Raw genomic sequence first — 21,254 nt, 5'->3', positions numbered from 1 at the left:
GAAGGGCGACGAAGAACCTCATGCAGGAGCGGGCAAACCCGCTCCCACAGGGCGCAGAGTTAGAACTCGTCCTGCGAGTGCCCCTGGGCCATGGCGACGATGACTTTGCGCGGCCCTTCGAAGGGCGAGCGGGCATGGGCCGAAAGCATGTTGTCGAGCATCAGTACATCGCCTTCCTGCCACGGGAAGCTGATGGCGCAGTCATCGAGAACCGCACGGATCTCGCTGAGCACATCGTCTTCGATCGGCGAGCCGTCGCCGTAGTAGACGTTACGCGGCAGGTCTTCTTCATCGACGATGTCCAGCAGGCTCTCACGCACTTCCGCTTGCAGGTTGGAGATATGGAACAGATGCGCCTGGTTGAACCAGACCCTCTCACCGGTCACCGGGTGGCGGGCGACGGCCTGGCAGGTCTGGCGGGTACGTAACTCACCGTCCTCCTTCCACTCGCAGAGGATGCCGTGGGCCTTGCAATAGGCTTGCGCCACTTCGCGGTCTTCGGTGTTGAACACGTCTTCCCAGGAGACATCGAGCCCATTGCCGAAGTTGCGCACGTACATCAGGCCTTTGCTGACAAAGCGCTCGCGGATCGCCACCGGGATGCGCCGATAAACTTCCCGACTATCGGCAATCGGCGTCTCACCGCCGGACCTGGCCGCGATCATGCTGTAGAACCAGATCTTCATCGGCCAGTCGCGGGAGTAGGCCTGCTCGTTATGCAGCGGAATACTTTGATGCGCCGGGTATTCGGTGGAGGTGTAAACCCCCTGCGTCACGCTGGTGCGCGGCGTGGAGCCGAACTCGTAGTTCAGCAACGGGTGACCGAAACCGGCGGCGAACTGCCGGAACGGCTCGGCGCCGTCCAGCTTGAAGCCGCGAAACAGAATCCCGCCGTCGCGCAGCAGGTGCTCATCCACCAATTCTTTCAATTCGTCGAACACCGCCAACAGGCTCGTGTCCGGCTGGGTCGCTTCCACCAGCAACGGCAAGCGACCCCGCGCCGGCATCAATGGCCGGACGGCAAATCCCACAGCAACACCCATGACGGGCCTCCCGTAAACACTCGAAAAGTGATTCGCGCGCTAATAAGCCGGCGCCGCCAACTGCGCATGTCGCCGGTGATGGACTTCCAGATGATTCTTGATAATCCGGATGACCTTGGCCTCATGCTCGTGAATGAAAAAGTGCCCGCCGGTCATCATGTCCACCGAGAAACTGCCGAGGGTTTCTTTGCTCCAACCGATCAATTGCTCGGTGGTGGCCTTGTCTTCCTTGCCACCTAGCACGTGCACCGGGCATTTGAGCAAGGGCCGCTCCATCGGGCGGAACCGTCCGCACAACATGAAATCGGCGCGCAGGATCGGCAGCGTCAGGCTCATCAGCTCCTGATTGCCCAACACCTCTTCGCTGGTGCCCTGGAAGGTGCGCAACTGGTCGATCAACTGCTCGTCGCTCTGGGCCTCGGCAAAGCCGCGGTCGTAGTCGCTGCGCATGCTGGGCGCAGCCGTGCCCGAGGCAAAAAGTGCCACGGGTTCAGGCGCGCCGAGGGCGCGAAACGCATGGCCCATCTCGCACGCGAGCAACGCGCCCAGGCTGTGCCCGAACAGGGCATAGGGCGCCTGCAAGCCCGGCAGGTGTTCCCGGGCCAATTGCAGGGCCAGGGCGCGCATATCGGTTTGCAAGGGTTCGTCGTAACGGGCACCCCGCCCCGGCAGTTCTACCGGTTGCAGGTGCAGCCACGGCGGCAGTTGACGCCGCCAGCGGCTGTAGACCATGGCGCTGGCGCCCGAATAGGGCAGGCACAGCAGTGTCAGTTTTGTCACCGCATTTACCTCAATGGGTTATCTGTAAAAGAGAACGGATGAGGGGCGGTGCGAATTAGTCGGTGAGCGCGTGCAAGCGCCCGCCGCCGACGTTTGACATCATTTCAGATGGCGCAAGCCCTGCACCGCCGAGCCCAGCACTACGGCCCCTGCCGCGATCGCCACCCAAAACCCGCTGCGCGCGCCGAACGCATCCACCAGCCAACCCGAACTCGCCGCACCAATCGCCACACCGATGCTCAACCCGGTGATCAGCCACGTCAGGCCTTCGGTCAGTTTGGCCGGGGTCACGATGCGTTCCACAAGGGCCATCGCCACAATCAGCGTCGGCGCAAAGAACAGCCCCGCGACGAACATCGCCAGGGCCAAGCCGAGAATGTTCGTCGCCAATAACAGCGGTAAGGTGGTCACGGCGGTCATCACACCGCCATACAGGAACAATCGCGGCAGCGGCGCTTTCGAGCGCAACGCGCCGAATGCCAACCCGGCCAGGCACGAACCGATGGCGTACACCGACAGCACGATACTCGCCGCCGCCGGCTGGCCCTGTTGTTCGGCGAAGGCGACGCTGACCACGTCCACCACGCCGACAATGACGCCCATGGCGGTCATCAACAGCATCAGCAACTGGATTTTCCCGGAGCGGATGATCGAGCCTTGATGATGAATTTCATGGAGATGCACGGGCGGTTCGGTGGCGCGCTGCAGCACGAAGGCCGGCACCCCGATGGCCAGCGCCAGCAGCGCCACCAAGGGACCGGCCTCGGGGAACGCCACCACGCTCAGCCCCACCGACAGCGGCGGCCCGACAATAAAGCAGACCTCGTCCAGCACCGATTCCAGGGCATACGCGGTTTGCAATTGCGGCTGGCCACGGTAGAGCTCGGTCCAGCGCGCCCGGACCATCGCCGACATACTCGGCATGCACCCGGCCAGCGCGGCGAACACGAACAGTGTCCAGTGCGGCGCCTGCAAGCGAGTGCACACCAACAGCAGCAACAGCGAACCACCGCCCAGCAGCGCCGCCCATGGCAGGATTCGCCCCTGGCCATAACGATCCACCAGACGCGAGACCTGCGGTGCACAAAACGCCGTGGCCAGAGCGAAGGTCGCCGCCACCGCGCCGGCCAGGCCGTAGCCGCCCTGCAATTGCGAAAGCATGGTGATCAGGCCGATGCCGGTCATGGAAATCGGCATGCGCGCGATCATCCCGGCCAGCACGAAGGCCCGGGCGCCAGGGGCGTTGAACAGTTCGCGGTAGGGGTTTGCCATGGGTTGCGGGCCTCGTTTCGGGCCTGCAAGTTGCCATAAAGGCGGGTTGAGGGGAAAGCGGGGAATTGTTGGCGGAATGTGAAGGCGCCCGCTCATGAAGAGTTCTTCACAGTCGACCCGCAAATGAACTCTCGCCCTCCCAAACCAGTCAGCTACTTAGGCCCTCACCGCAAGGCGCTAACCTTCATGCAGATTTCCCTCGATCAACAAGTCGCCCTGGTCACCGGCGCCAGTTCCGGCATCGGTGCCGGCGCCGCCAAAGCCCTGGCCGCCGCCGGTGCGGCCGTGGTGCTCAACTACAACTCCGAAGCCGCCCCCGCCCAGGCACTGGCCAAACAGATCAACGACAGCGGCGGCCGGGCCATCGCCATTGGCGCCGATGTCTCGAAAGAAGAAGACGTTGAACGCCTGTTCGCCCAGACCCTGGACGCTTTCGGTTTCCTCGACATTCTGGTGGCCAATTCCGGGATGCAGAAAGACGCCAATGCCGTGGACATGACCCTGGCCGACTGGAACCAGGTGATTGGTGTCAACCTCACCGGCCAATTCCTCTGCGCCCGCGCCGCCCTGCGGATTTTCAACCGGCAAGGCATTCGCCAGGGCGTGTCCCGGGCGGCCGGCAAGATCATCCACATGAGTTCGGTGCACCAGCGCATTCCATGGGCCGGGCATGTGAATTACGCGGCGTCCAAGGGCGGCGTCGACATGCTGATGCAGACCCTGGCCCAGGAAGTCAGCCACCAGAAGATCCGCATCAACGGCATCGCGCCCGGGGCGACTCGCACGGCGATCAACCGCGCCGCCACCGAGGGCGACGCCGCGCAAGAACTGCTCAAACTTATTCCCTATGGCCGCATCGGCGACGTCGACGACATCGCCAGCGCCGTGGTGTTTCTCGCATCTGATGCCTCCGACTACATCGTCGGCACCACCCTGTTTATCGACGGCGGCATGAGCCTCTATCCGGAGTTCCGTGGCAATGGCTGATCATCATCCCGAACGACAAAGCGCCATCGACGCCCACGGCATCATTGGTGACATGCGCAGCGCGGCACTGGTCAACGACAAGGGCAGCGTGGATTTCTTCTGCTGGCCGGAGTTCGACAGCCCGTCGATCTTCTGCTCGTTGCTGGACACCCCCGAGGCCGGGATTTTCCAGTTGGCGCCGGACCTGCCCGACGCCCGACGCGAGCAAATCTACCTGCCGGACACCAACGTCCTGCAAAGCCGCTGGCTGAGCGATCGCGCCGTGGTTGAAGTCACCGACCTGCTGCCCATCGGCGACAGCGAGGATGACTTGCCGATGCTGATGCGCCGGGTGCGGGTGGTCAGCGGCAGCGCGACGATGCACATGCGTTGCGCAGTGCGGCACGACTACGCCCGGGCGAACACCCGTGGCCGCATGGACGCAAAGGATGTGCTGTTTAACGCCGCCGACCAGCCGTCCCTGCGCCTGACGTCGGACCAGGCCTTGAGCCTCGACGGCAACGCCGCCATCGCCGTATTCACCCTTGAACAAGGCCAAAGCGCAGAATTTCTGCTGGGTGCCAGCGACGACCCGCGCTTCCAGGAAGGCGCCGCCGCACTGTGTGTGGAACGCACCCTGAAGTTCTGGCGCGACTGGATCGGGCAGTCCAACTACCGTGGGCGCTGGCGGGAAATGGTCAACCGCTCGGCCCTGGCCCTCAAGCTGCTGACCTCGCGCAAACACGGCGCGATCCTCGCCGCCGCGACCTTCGGCTTGCCGGAAACTCCCGGCGGCGAACGCAACTGGGATTACCGCTACACCTGGATCCGCGACGCCTCGTTCACTGTCTACGCCTTTATGCGCCTGGGCTTTGTCGATGAAGCCAACGCCTACATGAAATGGATGCGCGGCCGGGTCAGCGATTGCCACGGCAAGCCGATGAAAATCAACATCCTCTACGCCATCGACGGCCGCCAGGAACTGCCGGAAACCGAACTCACCCACCTGAGCGGCCACGGTGGCGCAACACCGGTGCGCATCGGCAACCAGGCTTACGATCAGATCCAGCTCGACATCTTCGGCGAGTTGATGGACGCGGTGTACCTGGTCAATAAATACGGCGAAGCGATTTCCCATGAAGGCTGGAAGCACACGGTCGAAGTGGTGGATCAGGTCTGTGAAACCTGGCAGAGCGAAGACGTCGGCATCTGGGAAATGCGCGGCGAGCAGCATCACTTCCTGCACTCGCGCCTGATGTGCTGGGTGGCGCTGGACCGCGCCATTCGCCTGGCCTCCAAACGCTCCCTGCCCGCCCCGTTCGCCCGCTGGGACCAGACCCGCCAGGCGATCTACGCCGACATCTGGGAAAACTTCTGGAACGAAGAACGCGGGCACTTCGTGCAGCACATCGGCGGTACCGCCCTCGATGGCTCGATGCTGCTGATGCCGCTGGTGCGCTTCGTGAGCGCCAAGGACCCGCGCTGGCTCTCGACCCTGGAAGCGATCCAGAAAACCCTGGTGCGCGACGGCATGGTCTACCGCTACCGCAACGACGACAGCCAGATCGACGGTTTGTCCGGCACCGAAGGCGCCTTCGCCGCGTGTTCGTTCTGGTACGTCGAATGCCTGGCCCGGGCCGGTCAGGTGGAAAAGGCGCATCTGGAGTTTGAACAGTTGCTGCGCTATGCCAACCCGTTGGGGTTGTATGCCGAAGAATTCGACAGCCATGCGCGGCATCTGGGGAATACGCCGCAGGCATTGACGCACCTTGCGTTAATTAGTGCAGCCAGTTTCCTCGATCGAAAGTTGAGCGGCGAGAAGAACTTCTGGCAACCATGAGAGACGTCGCCGGTTATTACCCTGGTGTAATGCCGGCGATTAATTAGTTCAACTCAATAAAATAACAGCCGCCGTTCTATTGAATCTTATTGCCACACTTTCCAACTTTCTTTCCATCCGCCCGTCCGATTATAAAGTGCTCAAGCCCGAGACCTGCACAACACATCAGAAGTAAGGCTTACTACTTTTATAAACCATTCAATAGAACTATTTAGCATGAGCAATTCAATCACCCGCAACAACTACGCCAACTGGATGAGCACCACACCAGACATTGATCATTTGAACATTGGACTGTTTGTATGGCCTGGTTGCCACAATGCCGGCATGGACTGGGACATCGGTCATCCGTTCCCGGAATCGACAACCGCCAACTGGGCACTTTGTCAGAACCATGACTTACTGTGGCAAATGAGGAATGGTGCACGCTCGTTTGATCTGCGCATCATGAAGCGCAACAATGAATTCATGACTTTTCACGGATCCATCCGTGGCCGGCGACTCAGGGAAATCATCGCCTCGGCCAATACCTTCCTTGATGAAAATCCTGATGAGTTCATTATTCTCGACTTCAATACATTGCAAAGCGAAGTCGATAACCGGTTTGATTTTCAGGCGTTCGAAAAAGAACTGCTGCAGGGGCTAAAAGAACGCCTGATTCCCCGTCACAACAGGCACCTCACTTTCGCACAACTAAAAAACGTCAGCCAAAAACAGCGAATCATTCTGTCCGTTGCCTATTATCAAATGTTCTATTCCGACCTGTTCTGGCCTGAATTTGAGAATCGCTGGCAAGGGGATACATTCGTTTCAACCCAAGACCTCGCGAAGTACGTCGTTAACGTCATGCAAAATCCACCGACGTCCAGCTACCCATGGCGGTTATCCATGACTCAATACACACTATTACGCGGCCCGACCAAGCTGACCAAAGAAATCAACACCTGGTTTGATTTGGACAGTTACCTGCTGTACCGCTCCAGCATTGTCAGTGTCGACTTCTTTGAAGAAACTAAACTCGTTGAATACTGCATCGCCGTCAACAGCCGCCTGGTCCGGGATCCCGATTTGAAACGACCTTACCGATTAAGCGTTTAAAACCGATCGTGAGGGTCATACCTAACCAGCAGACTTTGTCGCAAATGTGTCTTTTTTGATCAGGCTCTGTAGGAGCGGTTCTTTAGATCGTTCCCTACAGCCGTTAAACAGCACCTTGGGATTCACTGCACGCAACGTCCGTCCGACACTCGGAAATACCTTGTTGCCAGCTGTTACATCCGCCCCTAACATCCACCGTCAACGGGTACAGCGGAGCTGTCCAACAAAACCCGAATTCAAGGAAACAGAATGATCCAGCGCATCCACCGCAGCATCGACGCGCCACTGCGTTCCGGCCTGAACCGGGACGAACTGTGGGAAGCCCATGACAAGGGCCTGATCAAATGCTGGGAAATCGGCCGCCAACGCGCCACCCGCTTCCCCGACATGGCCCAACAGTGCCTCGCCGGCGAACTCCCGGTGCTGGGCTGGAAGGGTGGCGTCAGTCGCAGCCTGAAAAAACTCGAAAAATACGGATCCCTCAAATACCTCGCGCAATGGCAGGGTTTGCGTGGGGAGGATCTGGATATTGATTTGGCCACGGAGCGAGTGTTGACCTGTTCCCGGACGAAAATGGTGGTGACGTTTACGCCGGATCGGTCGAAGTATTTCAATCAGGTGGCTGAAACAGAAACCTGAGACGCTCACGTTCTGTGGCGAGGGGGCTTGCTCCTGCTTGGCTGCTCAGCAGTCGCAAAGATATTGGGAGCGCTTCGCACCCCAGCGGGAGCAAGCTCCCTCGCCACAGCCCCTCCCCACAAGATGATGTAGTGTTCCCGGATGCCAATGCTCAGGAGTTCGATCATGACCCCGTCGCCCGTCATTCAGCACATTGAAACGCCCAGCCTGACTATCGCCTACGAACACCACGGCCCCACCACTGGCGAGCCAATCATCCTGCTCCACGGCTTCCCCTACTCCCCCCGCGCCTTCGACGAAATCGCTCCAGCCCTGGCGGCACAAGGCTATCGCGTCATCGTCCCATACCTGCGCGGCTACGGCCCGACCCGTTTCAACAGCCCCGACACCCCGCGCTCCGGCCAACAAGCGGCCCTCGCCCAAGATCTGCTGGACCTGATGGACGCCCTCGCCATCGCGCAAGCCGCGCTCTGCGGCTATGACTGGGGCGGCCGCGCGGCGTGTATCGTGGCGGCGTTGTGGCCGGAGCGGGTTCGCTGCCTGGTCACGGGTGATGGCTACAACTTGCAGGACATTCCCGGCTCGATCCAGCCACAGACCCCGGAGACCGAACATCGCCTCTGGTATCAGTTCTACTTCCATACCCCGCGCGGTGTTGACGGCTTGACCCGGAATCGCCGGGCCTTTTGCGAATTGCTGTGGCGTCTGTGGTCACCGACCTGGGCCAGGAACGACGAGCGTTATCCCTTGAGTGCGCCGGCCTTCGATAACCCGGATTTCATCGAGGTGGTGATTCACTCGTATCGGCATCGCTTTATGTACGTTGCGGGCGATCCGGCGCTGGAGTGGATGGAGGAAGCGCTGGCCAGGCAACCGCCCATCAACGTGCCAACGATTTCCCTGTGCGGCGCCGATGATGGCGTGGGACCTGCGACGGAGGTCGACGAAGACGTCGAGCACTTCACCGGCCATTACGAGCGCCGCGTGTTGGCGGGCGTCGGGCATAACATTCCCGAAGAAGCCCCCGAAGCGACGATCAAGGCATTACTGGATCTACTGAAAGGCTGACGCTGAAGCGCTCGCGATAGGCCTGCGGCGTCACGCCCATGGCCCGCAGGAAACTGCGGCGCAGGGTTTCTTCGCTGCCGAAGCCGCATTGCACCGCGACCCGCTTGATCGGCACGCCAGTGTCGCTGAGCAGCCGGCGCGCGGTTTCAACGCGAATCAATTCGATGGCCCGGGCGGGGGTCTGGCCAGTGTCGGCCCGGTAGTGGCGGATAAAGCTGCGCTCGCTCATGCAGGCCTGCTGGGCCAGGGTCGGGACGCCGAGGTCCTTGGTGAGATTTTCGCTGATCCAGGCGTGAAGTTCGTCGAAGCGGTTGCCTTCCTGTTGCAGGGACAGGGTCACGCTGAACTGCGACTGGCCGCCCGGGCGCTTGAGGAACACCACCAGTTGCCGGGCGACGTCCAGGGCCATGGCGCGACCGAGGTCTGCTTCGACCATGGCCAGCGCCAGGTCGATGCCGGCCGTAACCCCGGCCGAAGTCCAGACCGGGCCGTCGTTGATGAAGATCGGGTTGGGTTCGACTTGCAGGCGCGGGTGCTTTTGCGCCAGCTCTTCGCAACGGGTCCAGTGGGTCACCACACGCCGGCCATCGAGCCAACCACTGGCTGCCAGCAAAAACGCCCCGGTGCACACCGAAGAGATCCGCCGACAACCCATCGCGTGTTCACGCACCCACGTCACCAGAGACTCATCCTCCGCAGCCGAGTAAACGCCCCAACCGCCGGCGATGATCAACGTGTCGCTGCCGCCCGAGGGCAGCGGTTCAGCCAGCAGCGCCAACCCCGCCGACGACATCACCGCCCCGCCACCACTGGCAATCACCGACGGCGCATAGGGCGCCGGCATGCCCCGTTGACGGGCAATATCATTGGCCGAGGCGAACACCTGCAACGGCCCGGTGACGTCCAGCAGTTGTACGTTGGTGAACGCGAGCACATGAATGGCTTTGGGCATGATTGGCGTAATTCGTGGGGTTATTGGCGGATACGCCAAAGCCTACGAGCCTACAGTGAAGCCGTCCACCCCCCAACCCGGAGAAAAACACCATGACGTTGCAGATCGGTTTTCTGTTGTTTCCCCAGGTTCAACAACTGGACCTGACCGGCCCCTACGACGTGCTGGCCTCGCTGCCGGACGTGAAAGTGCATTTGATCTGGAAGGATCTGGTGCCCGTCACCGCCAGCACTGGCCTGGTGCTGAAGCCGACCACCACGTTCGACGATTGCCCGGCGCTGGACGTGATCTGCATTCCCGGCGGCAGTGGCGTCGGACCGTTGATGGAAGATGAAGTCACCCTGGCGTTCATCAAGGCGCAGGCGGCCAACGCCCGTTATGTGACATCGGTGTGCACCGGCTCACTGGTGCTCGGTGCGGCGGGTCTGCTCAAGGGCAAGCGCGCCACCACGCATTGGGCTTACCACGATCTGCTCGCCACTTTGGGCGCGATCCCGGTGAAGGATCGGGTGGTGCGCGACGGCAACCTGCTGACCGGTGGCGGGATCACCGCGGGCATCGACTTCGCCCTGACCCTGGCCGCCGAGTTGTTCGACAAGGACACCGCGCAAGTGATTCAGCTGCAACTGGAATACGCGCCGGCGCCACCGTTCCAGTCCGGCAGCCCGGAAACCGCGCCGCAGGGCATTGTCGAAGAGGCGCAACGGCGAGCGGCCCCCTCATTCGTGCAACGCAAGCTGATCACCGAGCGGGCGGCGGCCAGGCTCGGCCTTTGATCCTGAACGCAACGTAATCCGTAGGAGCAAGGCTTGCCCGCGATGAACGATGACGCGGTTCTATCTGGACCACCGCGTCAGCTTCTTCGCGGGCAAGCCTTGCTCCTACACAAGCAAAAGCGTGGTGTTGCCGATGCTTTTCGACAGACGAAAAAAAACCCGCCGAAGCGGGTTTCTCAAGACCATTGCGACATCCTGTCGGCAGCCATCCTGGCTAATGGTCGATCATCCGTGATCTGTAGGAGCAAGGCTTGCCCGCGATGAACGATGACGCGGTTCTATCTGGACCATCGCGTCAGCTTCTTCGCGGGCAAGCCTTGCTCCTACACAAGCAAAAGCGTGGTGTTGCCGATGCTTTTCGACAGACGAAAAAAAACCCGCCGAAGCGGGTTTCTCAAGACCATTGCGACATCCTGTCGGCAGCCATCCTGGCTAATGGTCGATCATCCGTGATCCTGAGCACTTCCTGTGCTTCAGTTGATGGATCCAAGAATAGGCGCTTCAACGAAGCTTAAACAGACGACATATCCGCGAGTGCGTGTAAGCGATTGACCATTGGTGGCCAAAATCCATGCTCGTCCACTCTGTAGGAGCGAGGCTTGCCCGCGAAGGCGGCGGCATATCCAGCATCGATATCACTGAAAGACCGCTTTCGCGGGCAAGCCTCGCTCCTACAAAAAACGTGGTGCGACGGATGCTTTTCGACAGGCCAAAAAAAACCCGCCGAAGCGGGTTTTTCCCAAGACCATTACGACTCCCTGTCGGCAGCGTGTCCTTGCTTATGGTCGATCGTCCGTGATCCTGAGCACTCCCTGTGCTTCAGTTGATGAGGCTAGATTACGCTTCGGATCCAATGTGCAATAGACGACATAGCTACTACAGCGTGTAAGACATTCGCCATAGCGCCCCTTCCGAAAACCCTTAGACGCATCAGGCATTCAGCCTGCAAGCCGCGAGTTCAGCGACCTGCAGCTGACCTTCGGCCGCCAGGGTGTCGCCGTCTTCCAAAAACCACGCCGCCGACAATCCGGCAAAGGCGAACACCCATTGCAGCAAGCGCCGACGTTCAAGTCCCGCCGCTGCGCAAACAACCCCGACTTGCCGTTCAAAGCGTAGAGGATCTGTCGCCGTAGGCAGTTCGGGGTTGCAGATCAGGTTGGCGTAGTCGTAGCCGCGCTCGCCGATCACCCGTTTCGGATCGATGGCCAGCCAGCCGCGGGGGCCAAAATCGAGAATATTGTCGTGATGGATATCGCCGTGCAGCACCACCACGTCTTGCGGCTCGGCGAGCAAGGCTTCGGCCGTGGTCAGGCAAAGGGAATAGCGGCCACCGTGTCGTTCGGCGGCCAGGCGTAACGATTCAAACCATTGCACCAGCGGCACCAGCGGCGGCAAAGGCGATGGACGCGGCACATGCAAGCACGCCACCGCCGCACACATGATCCGGCTGGCTTCGTCGTCCTGCCCGTTGAGCGCCATGTGCATCAGCGAACGCTCGCCCATGGCACGCTCCATCAGCAACCCGTCGCCGTGCTGGGCGAACACCTGGGCCGCGCCCTCGCCGTCCCACCAGGTCATCAGCAGATTGCCGAATTTTTCCTCGGCATCCACCGCCACCTTCAACATCGCCGGCACCTCGGCCCTGCGTACCGGCAACAAGCGACTGCCAGGGGTGATGATCGGCTGGCCGTCCGGCTCCAGTAACCAGCGTTTCAACCAGGGTTCAAACATTCACTCTCCATGATGCTCGCGATGATGTTCGCGGGCCTTGGCGCTGGTTTTCAGAAACTCTTCGATATTGTTCATCTGCTCATCCCAACCGCGGCTGTCCATGCGGAAGGCCTTGAGCCTGCGCTCTTGGGGAATGTGATCGAAACCGGATTCGGTCACCTTCAGCAAGGTGCCGTCATCCATGTCTTCAAGTTCGAACAGCACCAGGGTGGTGGGCTCCTGGGAATAGTCGATGTGCGGCTCCACGGCATACGGGTGCCAGCGAAACGAAAACACCCGCTCCGGCTCGACCCGCTCCACCAGGACATTCCACAGCAAGTGCTCATAACCGGGGTAGGTAATCTGCCCCTGGGTCCATTCACCGGCGACAAAGCGCTTGCCCTCCAGCGCCACGCCAAACCACTGGCCAAACGCCTCGGCATTAGCCAACACGCGCCATACATGCGAACGCGGCGCCTTGAGCACAATCTTCCTTTCGATGCGATCTGATGCTGGGTTCATAAGTCACCTCCTGTACTGAACAGTAGGCCTGTAAGACCACAAGACCAACCCTAAAGTTGTATCAAGCGGGTTCGATCGTCGCTCTCGGGATCTTGGTTACGCCTCGAAAAGTGCGCGAAGGTGCATGTTAAAGTGCGCAACGTGTGAATTTCAGGCCAAGGACGATCCATGCCACTCCCCACCCTGCGCGGCAGCTGCCTGTGCAAAACCATCGAATATCAGCTCGACGGCCTCGACATGCCGATCGTTCATTGCCACTGCCAGACTTGCCGCAAGGCCCACGCCGCGGCGTTCGCCTCGACCGCCGGAGTCTTGCGAGAGCATTTCCGTTGGACCAGAGGACAGGATCGGTTGAGTAGCTTTGAATCGTCGCCGGGCAAACTTCGCCATTTTTGCTCGGTGTGTGGTTCGCATTTGATGGCGCAACGGCTGGCTCAGCCGCATGTGATCGTGCGGGTGGCGACGCTGGATGATGATCCGGGAATGTTGCCGCAGGCGCATATCTGGACATCTCATGATGTGCCTTGGCTTGACGATGAAGGCGTTGAAAAATCCCCTGAATGGCAGACATGAATGGTGAGTCGCAGATTCGCTACACTGCCCTTCACTTCCCCACTACACCACGAGAATCCCCCATGCACCCACGCTTTCTCCTGGCCCTGACGCCGCTGCTGTTTATCACCGCCGCTCACGCCGTGGACTGTGACAACGCCACCACCCAGGGCGATATGAATCAGTGCGCCGGCCAGCAGTTCAAGGCTGCTGATAAAGAGCTGAATACGCTGTATCAGCAGATCACCAAAAGGTTGAAGGACAGTCCCGATGCCAAGAAGCTGCTGGTCAGCGCCCAGCGCAATTGGGTGGCGTTCAGGGATGCCGAGTGCAAGTTCTCCGCTTCCGGGGTGGATGGCGGCAGTGTTTATCCGTTGATTTACAGCAACTGCACGACCAGTCTGACGAAGTCGCGGGTCGAGGCGTTCAAGAACTATTTGAAGTGTGAGGAAGGGGATTTGAGTTGCCCGGTGCCTGGGGCTTGATGATTGTGTGTCTGTGAGGACCTCTTCGCGGGCAAGCCTCGCTCCTACAGGATTTTGCGTTGTTCACGAATCCGTGTAGGAGCGAGGCTTGCCCGCGAAGGCGTCCGTCCAACCGCCACAATTACCGAACAAATATCTGCGCCGTAGTAATCGCCATATCCCCACCCGGCAACTTGATACTCCCCACCTGTTTCAAACTGTCGGCATCAAAAATCGCCACATCATTGAACGTCCCGGCCAGGTAGATCTTGCTGCCGTCCTTGTTGAAGGAAATGCAGTAGTAGGAATGATCCAGCGTCGCCGCCTGGAGCATTTTCTTCTGCTTGATGTCGTACTTGGCCAGGCGATTGAGTACGCCGAACATCAGGTTCGGGTCCTTGGGCGAGCGCATGCCGCTGAAGTAGATTTCCGTCAGCGGGCCGAAGTCGGTGGTTTCAGTCTTGCCCGTTTTCAGGTCGATGCTGAACAGCCCGTAGAGGTACTCGGCGGTTAAAGGATCCTGCTTCTTGTCCTTGAATTTCGCCGCGGTGTAGAGCAGCGAGAAGTCATGGCGATACGTCTGCTGGTTCCACACGTAGAGCACGTCCGGCGCACTGTAGTTCTCGCGTTTCCAGTGCCGGCTCGGGATCAGCACGTCGAACTTACCGGTTTTTACATCGACCTTGTAGACATCCGCCCCCGCCACATACAGCGTGCCATCGTCGCCACTTTGCATGATGGTCAACTGCCGTGGCGCCGGGAAGCTGCGCACAGATTTGGCGTCCATGCCGGCGTCGGTGGCATACACGTCGAGCCGAGGCTGTTGCACTTCGTAGCGGTCGTTAAGCATCAACGTCGGGTTGGCGATGGCAAACAGTTCCTTGCCATCGTGGCTGAGGGTGAAGGCGAACATCGACTTGGCTTTCTCACCCGGTTTCTGAGTGATGCTGGCGTGGAACACCTGTTTGCAGCTGTCGAGTTCGACGCCGTAGATGTCCGCGTAGTGGTTGTTCAACACGTAGGCGGTCTTGCGATCCGGCGCCAACTGCACGGTGCCCGGGCCGAAGGCGTCCGGCAGCTTGCAGGTCTTGAACAGGGTGTCGGTGGCGAGGTCGATCACGTGCAGGTTGTTCGGGTAATTGGTGGTCAACATGTACTCGTGACCGTCTTGCAGTGCAGTGTTTTCATCGGCCAGAACGTTGAGCGAACAAACGCTCAGGACGGCGAACGCGGCCAGGCCGCAGGCTTTGATGCTAGGCATGCTGGAATCCTTTTATCTGACCGATCACTTGTCTTTTGGAAAGACAGTCCCGAGGTTGCGCCAGTTTTCGTTGGACGCCTGGGCGTCCTTGTTCCAGTCCGGGTAGGTGCTCATCATGTCGGGCACCTGGGCCGGCCACCAGCACGGGTCGGAGCAGCCATACAAGTCGGCTTCCATCGGCTGGCACAGCGACGACACCCCGCCAAACGCATCGATTTCCCAACCCGGGTCGGTGGTCGAGGCGCAACCGGCAACGGAACTCATCGCCACCACTTCTTCAATGCGGTTTTCGGCGGCGGCCTGGTCGAGCTTCAGCGCTTTGTTATTGATTGCCTTGAGATGTTTCATATCAGTGAGCCTTGCGCGGAGTGATGTAGCTGCTGATAAACGCAGGGTTGTGGGCCATGATCCGGGTGTAGACCTCGATGCCGAAGTCGACCCAGTCACGCATCAGTTCGCAGTAGTGATAGGTCGGGTGGGTCGGGTCGCCGTAACGCGCATAGCTTTCGTGGTAGCAGCCGCCGGAGCACAGGTTGCGGATCTGACAGTCCTCGCAGCCGGTGTTGGTGCGGTCCAGGCGTTGGGACAGGAAGTCGTTCAATTCCACCTGTTTCACGCCGCTGTGGACATTGCCGAAGGTCGGCAATGACGAACCAGTGAAGCGATGGCACAGGTTCAGCTCGCCCTTGTGATCCACCGCCAGCATCTTCAAACCGGCGCCGCATGGCAGGGCTTTTTTGTGGCCTTCGTGGATGTCGGTGATCAACTGGTGCAGGTTGGAGAAGCCGATGTTGCGATGCTCCAGCGCCGCTTCCAGGTAACGCCGACCGAGCTTCTTCATGTTGGCGAAGACTTCGATCAATTCGTCGCTGGACAGGTTGAACGTGCTGATATCGCCCGAAGTCACCGGGGCAAACCCGACTTCAGCAAACCCCAATTCGTTGAACAGGTGATCCCAGATGGTTTCGACGTCAGTAACCCCAGTGGTCAGGGTCACCCGCGCGCCCACCGGACGGCTGTTGTAGCGCGACAGCAGCATCTCGGCCTTGCGCCGCACCACGTCATAGGTGCCCTGCCCGCCAACGGTGATGCGGTTGCGGTCGTGCACGGTTTTCGGCCCGTCGATACTCACCGACAGCCCGAAGCGGTGGGCGTTGAGGTAGTCCACGGTGTCTTCGGTGAGCAGCGTGGCGTTGGTGGTCATGACGAATTCGACGAACTTGCCGGCTTCCGAAAACCGCTTCTCACAGTAATCGACCATGTACTCGATCAGCTTGCGATTGCTCAGCGGTTCGCCGCCAAAGAACACCACGGTGAAACGCTCTTCATCCGGGGATTCGCGCAGCAGCATTTCCACCGAAGCGACCGCCGTGTCGATATCCATTTTCTTGCCCGCCGACGGCTTGTCGAGGTCTTCCTTGTAGCAGTAGGTGCAGCTCAGGTTGCAACCGGTGTTGACGTTGAGCACCACGGTGTTGATCGCCGTGCGTTCGACCCGTTTGGTGCCGATGTCCGGGGTCAGTGGCGAGCCGTCGCTGACCAGTTCCAGGGCCATCAGCTCGCGCAAGGTCTCGGTGATTTCCTCACCGTTGAAGCGCGCGGCCAAACGCTGGATCAGGTCGTCCGACGAGCAGCCGGGACCGCGCAAGGTATCGATGATGGTGCCGGTCAGCTCATCGCTGGCGAACAGCGAACTGCTAGGGATATGAAACAGCATGCGGTCGGCATCGACGTGCACTTCGTGCAGGTTCCGTTCAACCAGATTCAAAATAGCGCCCATTGCAACCTCCTGTGCAAACCCCGGTTGGCGGGGCCTGCGGTCATTCCAAAAAAGTGTCTGAAACCGTTAACGATCAGCCAACTCATGGAATGGGTGGATTGTTCCAGCGTTGTACCGTGACGATCATGTGGCCTTCGCCGGTCAGGGATTTCCCTGCGTCGTCGACGGCGGCGATCACCTTGAGGTTGCCGGCATTGTTGGTGGACATCTTGCGCTGCGGGTTCGGCCCGGCATCGCCTGGGGTGAACACGCCGCTGTCGGCCTGCATGGTGCCGGCGAACTTGACGTCTTCGTCTTCCTTGGCGCGGTCGTCGAACGCTTCGACTTTCCATTGCGCCGGGAACACGCCGATGCGGTACGGCTTGCCGTCAGCACCTTTGCCCCACGCTTCCGCATCGAAACGGCCCTGGACTTTCGGCGTCGAACCGCCCCCCTCGCCGATCCGCGCCACGGAGAATTGCGGCACGACTTTGACGCTGGCAATCGAGCTGTAGACCGACAGGGTCGGGCCTTTCAGCGTGCCGACGGTGACGTTACGCAGCCCCGGTTGGGCATTGGCCGCAGCCTTGAGTTTGACGCGCATCCGCTCAGGACTTTGCTCGATGACAGATACCACTTCCACGCCTTTGCCGAAGTTCGGTTTGCCGCTGAGCCCGCTGCCGATCAACGTCACTTCAGTTTCAGCGCCCGCCTTCAGATAGCCCGGCTGCACCGCCAGCAAACGACTGCTGCCCTGCTTCGCTGCGACGAAGTCCAGACCGCGCTCATCGTGCTCGGCCTCGAACATCCGGCCTTGCATCGCGTTGCCCTGGGCGGCGAATACCTGGCGCATGGTCACGCCATCGACGGTCACGTTGCCGCGCCATTCGTAGCCGCTGTAGAGAATCGCGCTGCCGTCGCCGTTGAACGGGCTGCCATCGGCGTATTGGCCTTTGACGCTGACCTTGAAGGTGTCGCCGGCATCGGCGCTGACGCTCATCACGCCGGCCAATTCACCCTTGCCCGGCAAGTGACCGCTGAAGCTCCAGTCGCCCACCAGCGCATCGCTTTTCGGCGCGGTGCTCAGCCACTTTTTCCAGGCCGGGTTGTCCAGTGGATATCGCTTGGCCAACAGCGGCACCATGTCCTTGCGGGCAATGTCGAACCAGTCGCGATCCCGGGCCAACGCCTGGTACTCCAGGGACGGCCATTGGCCGAGGTGGAAGTTGACCAGGCGTTCCCATTCCTGGGCGGGACGCCGCTGCAGGGCGACCCGCGCACCGGAGTGGCAGCGGCCGCACATCTGGCTGGTCTGGTCGTCGAATTTTTCGACGGTGTTGAGCCGCCGTTCCAGCGCATAGCGCACGCCGTCGGTTTCGCTCGGCGCCAGGCCCTGGGTGTCGGCCAGGTATTTGACCAGGGTGCGGCGGTCGTCATCGCTGATCTGCAAACCGTGCATGGTCTGCATCCGGGCGATGCTCATCAGCCAGCCTTCGGGGGTTTTGCGCTGGTGGCTGATGCGGCTCAGGGTGTTATCGGCTTCGGGGGTGTGACAGCCCTGACAGGTTTCCTTGAGGATGGTCTGGGCATCGCGGGCTGCCAGGCTGTCAGGCGAATGCAGCGCCACACAAGCGGCCACGGCCAGCAGGCCGGCGCTTATGCCTGATCGGAGTCTTCTCTTCATCAACGTCGAACCTCGCACGGTGCTTTCTTATTGTTGTGGCTTATCGTTTTTATGGTTTCTACCGCCGGCGGCGCACCGCAGACGGAGGCAAGAGAAACGTCTGCCATGAGCAATACACGGAGCGTGCCAGCTTATCGATATCCTTATTAATCAATCAGTTACTTGAATATTCCTACCGAAAGCCCGGCCCGACCCGGATCGTCTGCGTCTAATATCGCGACAGCTGTTGCAACCTGAGACAAGCGTAGCTGCCCCGGCGCGAACACTTCATCGCCCGACGATTGACGGCTGATCGGCCCGGGTGCGAAATGGCTGTTCACCGATTGCCAAGCAGGGGATACCACAATGGCAAGCATCACTGTCCTGGCGGGGGACTTTCTGCAGGGTGATGGAGAGTACCTGGACGGCGTTTTTACCCTTCGAACGTCGCTTCATCCATGGCCCGGCATTACCCTTCCACTGTCATCGTTCAAGCATCTGGAAGTGGCCAACGAGGATTCGATCAAGGACGTCAAGGACGCCATCGGCTTCGGCGTGGCCGGGGCCATGCTGCTGGGCCCGATCGGCGCGATCGCCGGGTTCATGCTGGCCGGGAAGGAAACCGAAGTGACCTTCCTGGCCACGCTCAAGGATGATCGAAAGTTGCTGGCTGCGGTGGATGGCCACACGTTCGAGGATATTTACCGCAAGATGGCGTCATAAGCCTACGGCGTCATGCCGCCCCGTCGCGTGGGGGCGGCATGCCGTCGGTTCAGATGTAGAAGGTCGGGTGAACGCCTTTGTGAACCTCGATTTCCTGGCGCATGTCGGCCACCAGCGAGGCGATGGCATGGGGACTGTCCAGGGTCCAGAGCGGGACGTGGGTCGCCACCATGTCGACTTTCCCGGTCATGCAGTCGCAGACCCGAATCGTCAGCGATTGGTCTGCCTCCATGTTGCAGGTGCAGACCGAGGGCAAAAAGCTGCGTTCAATGATGTTTTGAATTTCCAGGGTTGAAAGGAACATCGTTACCTCCCTCACGCCAGATATGTGGCCGGGCAAAGGCTCCCTCGTTTCGCCCGTCGAGCCTGAAAATTCTAGTCCTCAAAAGTGAGTGCCTCAAGGGCGCAACACGGCTGCTCGTCGTCTCAGCCGCTGTCGCAATTTGCGAAAAAATCCAGCGTTGCCTCCTTCGTGAAAGCCTGCAAAACCCGGCCAATCAAGGGTTGTCCTGCGCTTGTCGACACTTGGCACAGCCATTGCGAAAGCCTGGATCTCATGAATAAAAAGAGATCGCGCCATGTCCCTCCCTTATCTGCTTCCCGCCACCTCGGCGTTCATCCAGCGCGCCCCGCGCATGTTGATCGGCGGTGACTGGGTCGAGGCCGCCGACGGCCAGACCATGCCCCTGCACAACCCGGCTACCGGTGAAATTTTATGTGTGGTGCCGCGTGCCACGCCGGAAGACGTTGACCGCGCCGTGCTCGCCGCCCGTCACGCCTTCGACGATTCAACCTGGACCCGCACCCGCCCCCGGGAGCGGCAGAACCTGCTGTGGAAACTCGCCGACCTGATGGAGCGCGACGCCGAGCTGCTGGCGCAACTGGAATGCCTGAACAACGGCAAGAGCGCGGCGGTGGCGCAGGTGATGGACGTGCAACTGTCCATCGACTTCCTGCGCTACATGGCCGGTTGGGCGACCAAGATCGAAGGTTCAAGCGTCGAGGTGTCGCTGCCGCTGATGCCCAACGATCAATTCCACAGCTTCATCCGCCGCGAAGCGGTGGGCGTGGTCGGCGCCATCGTGGCCTGGAACTTCCCATTGCTGCTGGCCTGCTGGAAACTCGGCCCGGCCCTGGCCACCGGTTGCACCGTGGTGCTCAAGCCTGCGGATGAAACCCCGCTGAGCGCACTGAAACTCGCCGAACTGGTGCTGGAAGCGGGCTACCCCGAAGGCGTGTTCAACGTCGTGACCGGCACCGGCATCACCGCCGGTTCCGCGCTGACCCACAACCCGTTGGTGGACAAGCTGACCTTCACCGGCTCCACCGCCGTGGGCAAGCAGATCGGCAAGATCGCCATGGAGTCCATGACCCGTGTGACACTGGAGCTGGGAGGCAAATCGCCGACCATCGTCATGGCCGATGCCGACCTGAAGACTGCCGCCGCCGGTGCCGCCAGCGCGATTTTCTTCAACCAGGGCCAGGTCTGCTGCGCCGGTTCGCGACTGTATGTGCAGCGCAAGCATTTCGACAATGTAGTGGCGGACATCGCCGACATCGCCAACGCCATGAAGCTCGGCAACGGTATGGACCCGACCGTGGACATGGGGCCGTTGATCTCGAAACGTCAGCAGGAACGGGTCTACGGCTACATCGAACAGGGCCGGGAAAGCGGCGCGACCATCGCCTGCGGCGGTGAGCAGTTCGGGCCGGGTTTTTTCGTCAAGCCGACAGTGATTGTCGATGTCGATCAGAAGCACTCGTTGGTACAGGAGGAGATCTTCGGCCCGGTGCTGGTGGCGATTCCGTTCGATGACGAGGCCGATGCGTTGCGCATGGCCAATGACAGCCCTTATGGGTTGGGCGCGAGTATCTGGTCCAACGATCTGGCGGCGGTGCACCGGATGATTCCGCGGATCAAATCGGGGTCGGTGTGGGTCAATTGCCACAGCGCGCTGGATCCGGCACTGCCGTTTGGCGGGTACAAAATGTCCGGGGTCGGACGGGAGATGGGGTATGCGGCGATTGAGCATTACACCGAGTTGAAGTCGGTGTTGATCAAGCTCTGACACACTGATCGTTCCCACGCTCTGCGTGGGAATCCATCCCGTGCGCTCTGCGTCACCTTCAGACGCGGAACGCGGAGCGTCCCTGGCGGCATTCCCA

21 protein-coding genes are annotated in these 21,254 nt (G+C 60.5%); 10 read left to right on the top strand and 11 right to left on the bottom strand.

What is annotated here, in order from left to right; translation table 11 throughout:
- Window positions 1–59: 59 nt before the first annotated feature.
- The 3 genes from ACZ89E_RS02070 to ACZ89E_RS02060 all read right to left on the bottom strand — a co-directional run bounded on the left by ACZ89E_RS02070 (window position 60) and on the right by ACZ89E_RS02060 (window position 3,095).
- Window positions 60–1,043, bottom strand: coding sequence for a TauD/TfdA family dioxygenase (locus tag ACZ89E_RS02070; RefSeq protein WP_476254732.1), 984 nt, complete (start codon window positions 1,041–1,043; stop codon window positions 60–62).
- 39 nt (window positions 1,044–1,082) lie between these two features.
- Entirely contained in the window at window positions 1,083–1,823 is a 741-nt protein-coding gene (locus tag ACZ89E_RS02065) for a thioesterase II family protein (RefSeq protein WP_149661289.1), read from the bottom strand.
- Between the two features lie 99 nt (window positions 1,824–1,922).
- Window positions 1,923–3,095 (bottom strand): MFS transporter, encoded by a 1,173-nt coding sequence (locus ACZ89E_RS02060; RefSeq protein ID WP_149661288.1) that lies wholly within the window; start codon window positions 3,093–3,095, stop codon window positions 1,923–1,925.
- A gap of 186 nt (window positions 3,096–3,281) precedes the next feature.
- Between ACZ89E_RS02060 and ACZ89E_RS02055 the strand changes: the two genes are divergently transcribed.
- From ACZ89E_RS02055 to ACZ89E_RS02035, 5 genes are all read left to right on the top strand, one after another.
- Entirely contained in the window at window positions 3,282–4,082 is an 801-nt protein-coding gene (locus tag ACZ89E_RS02055) for an SDR family oxidoreductase (RefSeq protein WP_476254731.1), read from the top strand.
- On the top strand, window positions 4,075–5,901 hold the full coding sequence (locus tag ACZ89E_RS02050; protein WP_476254730.1) for a glycoside hydrolase family 15 protein: 1,827 nt from the start codon (window positions 4,075–4,077) through the stop codon (window positions 5,899–5,901). The genes ACZ89E_RS02055 and ACZ89E_RS02050 overlap by 8 nt, the downstream gene beginning before the upstream one ends.
- A gap of 216 nt (window positions 5,902–6,117) precedes the next feature.
- Entirely contained in the window at window positions 6,118–6,999 is an 882-nt protein-coding gene (locus ACZ89E_RS02045) for a PI-PLC domain-containing protein (RefSeq protein WP_476254729.1), read from the top strand.
- A 249-nt stretch (window positions 7,000–7,248) separates the two neighbouring features.
- The gene (locus ACZ89E_RS02040) at window positions 7,249–7,638 is read left to right on the top strand and encodes a hypothetical protein (RefSeq protein WP_149661284.1); all 390 of its coding nucleotides are present in this window, start codon (window positions 7,249–7,251) and stop codon (window positions 7,636–7,638) included.
- Window positions 7,639–7,803: 165 nt separating this feature from the next.
- Window positions 7,804–8,706: an alpha/beta fold hydrolase gene (locus ACZ89E_RS02035; RefSeq protein WP_476254728.1), complete on the top strand. Its 903-nt coding sequence runs from the start codon at window positions 7,804–7,806 to the stop codon at window positions 8,704–8,706.
- Here ACZ89E_RS02035 and ACZ89E_RS02030 read toward each other — a convergent pair.
- Complete coding sequence (locus ACZ89E_RS02030; RefSeq protein ID WP_476254727.1) at window positions 8,675–9,658, bottom strand: GlxA family transcriptional regulator; 984 nt, start codon at window positions 9,656–9,658, stop codon at window positions 8,675–8,677. The two genes, ACZ89E_RS02035 and ACZ89E_RS02030, sit on opposite strands and share 32 nt — an antisense overlap.
- A gap of 92 nt (window positions 9,659–9,750) precedes the next feature.
- Between ACZ89E_RS02030 and inhA the strand changes: the two genes are divergently transcribed.
- Window positions 9,751–10,434 carry an isonitrile hydratase gene (gene inhA, locus ACZ89E_RS02025; protein WP_476254726.1) on the top strand — a complete coding sequence of 228 codons (684 nt, stop codon included), beginning with the start codon at window positions 9,751–9,753 and terminating at the stop codon, window positions 10,432–10,434.
- 930 nt (window positions 10,435–11,364) lie between these two features.
- Here the strand turns inward: inhA and ACZ89E_RS02020 are convergent.
- Window positions 11,365–12,165, bottom strand: coding sequence for an aminoglycoside phosphotransferase family protein (locus ACZ89E_RS02020; RefSeq protein WP_476254725.1), 801 nt, complete (start codon window positions 12,163–12,165; stop codon window positions 11,365–11,367).
- Window positions 12,166–12,666, bottom strand: coding sequence for an SRPBCC family protein (locus ACZ89E_RS02015; protein WP_149661277.1), 501 nt, complete (start codon window positions 12,664–12,666; stop codon window positions 12,166–12,168).
- A gap of 168 nt (window positions 12,667–12,834) precedes the next feature.
- Between ACZ89E_RS02015 and ACZ89E_RS02010 the strand changes: the two genes are divergently transcribed.
- Entirely contained in the window at window positions 12,835–13,239 is a 405-nt protein-coding gene (locus tag ACZ89E_RS02010; RefSeq protein WP_476254724.1) for a GFA family protein, read from the top strand.
- 62 nt (window positions 13,240–13,301) lie between these two features.
- Window positions 13,302–13,703 carry a lysozyme inhibitor LprI family protein gene (locus ACZ89E_RS02005; protein ID WP_463258022.1) on the top strand — a complete coding sequence of 134 codons (402 nt, stop codon included), beginning with the start codon at window positions 13,302–13,304 and terminating at the stop codon, window positions 13,701–13,703.
- Window positions 13,704–13,824: 121 nt separating this feature from the next.
- Here ACZ89E_RS02005 and peaD read toward each other — a convergent pair whose 3' ends face one another.
- The 4 genes from peaD to peaA form a co-directional block, all read right to left on the bottom strand.
- Window positions 13,825–14,943, bottom strand: coding sequence for a quinohemoprotein amine dehydrogenase subunit beta (gene peaD, locus ACZ89E_RS02000; protein ID WP_476254723.1), 1,119 nt, complete (start codon window positions 14,941–14,943; stop codon window positions 13,825–13,827).
- A gap of 24 nt (window positions 14,944–14,967) precedes the next feature.
- Window positions 14,968–15,291 carry a quinohemoprotein amine dehydrogenase subunit gamma gene (qhpC, locus tag ACZ89E_RS01995; protein WP_105339546.1) on the bottom strand — a complete coding sequence of 108 codons (324 nt, stop codon included), beginning with the start codon at window positions 15,289–15,291 and terminating at the stop codon, window positions 14,968–14,970.
- A 1-nt stretch (window position 15,292) separates the two neighbouring features.
- Complete coding sequence (gene peaB / locus ACZ89E_RS01990; RefSeq protein ID WP_476254722.1) at window positions 15,293–16,723, bottom strand: quinohemoprotein amine dehydrogenase maturation protein; 1,431 nt, start codon at window positions 16,721–16,723, stop codon at window positions 15,293–15,295.
- Window positions 16,724–16,805: 82 nt separating this feature from the next.
- Entirely contained in the window at window positions 16,806–18,386 is a 1,581-nt protein-coding gene (gene peaA, locus ACZ89E_RS01985) for a quinohemoprotein amine dehydrogenase subunit alpha (protein ID WP_463258024.1), read from the bottom strand.
- Window positions 18,387–18,731: 345 nt separating this feature from the next.
- Between peaA and ACZ89E_RS01980 the strand changes: the two genes are divergently transcribed.
- Window positions 18,732–19,088 carry a hypothetical protein gene (locus tag ACZ89E_RS01980; protein WP_149661271.1) on the top strand — a complete coding sequence of 119 codons (357 nt, stop codon included), beginning with the start codon at window positions 18,732–18,734 and terminating at the stop codon, window positions 19,086–19,088.
- Between the two features lie 49 nt (window positions 19,089–19,137).
- Here ACZ89E_RS01980 and ACZ89E_RS01975 read toward each other — a convergent pair whose 3' ends face one another.
- The gene (locus ACZ89E_RS01975) at window positions 19,138–19,392 is read right to left on the bottom strand and encodes a DUF1652 domain-containing protein (protein ID WP_054053445.1); all 255 of its coding nucleotides are present in this window, start codon (window positions 19,390–19,392) and stop codon (window positions 19,138–19,140) included.
- 274 nt (window positions 19,393–19,666) lie between these two features.
- Between ACZ89E_RS01975 and ACZ89E_RS01970 the strand changes: the two genes are divergently transcribed.
- Window positions 19,667–21,157 (top strand): aldehyde dehydrogenase family protein, encoded by a 1,491-nt coding sequence (locus tag ACZ89E_RS01970; protein WP_476254721.1) that lies wholly within the window; start codon window positions 19,667–19,669, stop codon window positions 21,155–21,157.
- Window positions 21,158–21,254 lie beyond the last annotated feature (97 nt).

Source organism: Pseudomonas sp. TE3899, from assembly GCF_056279105.1.
Note: the sequence above shows the minus strand (reverse complement) of the source record. Positions and strands in the feature narration are given on the sequence as shown.

Bases quoted from the DNA above. Each gene is read 5' to 3' on its own strand.
- ACZ89E_RS02045 (WP_476254729.1), top strand. From the start codon at position 6,118: ATGAGCAATTCAATCACCCGCAACAACTACGCCAACTGGATGAGCACC.
- qhpC (WP_105339546.1), bottom strand. From the start codon at position 15,291: ATGAAACATCTCAAGGCAATCAATAACAAAGCGCTGAAGCTCGACCAG.
- inhA (WP_476254726.1), top strand. From the start codon at position 9,751: ATGACGTTGCAGATCGGTTTTCTGTTGTTTCCCCAGGTTCAACAACTG.
- ACZ89E_RS02005 (WP_463258022.1), top strand. From the start codon at position 13,302: ATGCACCCACGCTTTCTCCTGGCCCTGACGCCGCTGCTGTTTATCACC.
- ACZ89E_RS02055 (WP_476254731.1), top strand. From the start codon at position 3,282: ATGCAGATTTCCCTCGATCAACAAGTCGCCCTGGTCACCGGCGCCAGT.
- ACZ89E_RS02050 (WP_476254730.1), top strand. From the start codon at position 4,075: ATGGCTGATCATCATCCCGAACGACAAAGCGCCATCGACGCCCACGGC.
- ACZ89E_RS02010 (WP_476254724.1), top strand. From the start codon at position 12,835: ATGCCACTCCCCACCCTGCGCGGCAGCTGCCTGTGCAAAACCATCGAA.
- ACZ89E_RS02015 (WP_149661277.1), bottom strand. From the start codon at position 12,666: ATGAACCCAGCATCAGATCGCATCGAAAGGAAGATTGTGCTCAAGGCG.
- peaB (WP_476254722.1), bottom strand. From the start codon at position 16,723: ATGGGCGCTATTTTGAATCTGGTTGAACGGAACCTGCACGAAGTGCAC.
- ACZ89E_RS01980 (WP_149661271.1), top strand. From the start codon at position 18,732: ATGGCAAGCATCACTGTCCTGGCGGGGGACTTTCTGCAGGGTGATGGA.
- ACZ89E_RS02030 (WP_476254727.1), bottom strand. From the start codon at position 9,658: ATGCCCAAAGCCATTCATGTGCTCGCGTTCACCAACGTACAACTGCTG.
- peaA (WP_463258024.1), bottom strand. From the start codon at position 18,386: ATGAAGAGAAGACTCCGATCAGGCATAAGCGCCGGCCTGCTGGCCGTG.
- ACZ89E_RS01970 (WP_476254721.1), top strand. From the start codon at position 19,667: ATGTCCCTCCCTTATCTGCTTCCCGCCACCTCGGCGTTCATCCAGCGC.
- ACZ89E_RS01975 (WP_054053445.1), bottom strand. From the start codon at position 19,392: ATGTTCCTTTCAACCCTGGAAATTCAAAACATCATTGAACGCAGCTTT.
- peaD (WP_476254723.1), bottom strand. From the start codon at position 14,943: ATGCCTAGCATCAAAGCCTGCGGCCTGGCCGCGTTCGCCGTCCTGAGC.
- ACZ89E_RS02040 (WP_149661284.1), top strand. From the start codon at position 7,249: ATGATCCAGCGCATCCACCGCAGCATCGACGCGCCACTGCGTTCCGGC.
- ACZ89E_RS02020 (WP_476254725.1), bottom strand. From the start codon at position 12,165: ATGTTTGAACCCTGGTTGAAACGCTGGTTACTGGAGCCGGACGGCCAG.
- ACZ89E_RS02060 (WP_149661288.1), bottom strand. From the start codon at position 3,095: ATGGCAAACCCCTACCGCGAACTGTTCAACGCCCCTGGCGCCCGGGCC.
- ACZ89E_RS02035 (WP_476254728.1), top strand. From the start codon at position 7,804: ATGACCCCGTCGCCCGTCATTCAGCACATTGAAACGCCCAGCCTGACT.
- ACZ89E_RS02070 (WP_476254732.1), bottom strand. From the start codon at position 1,043: ATGGGTGTTGCTGTGGGATTTGCCGTCCGGCCATTGATGCCGGCGCGG.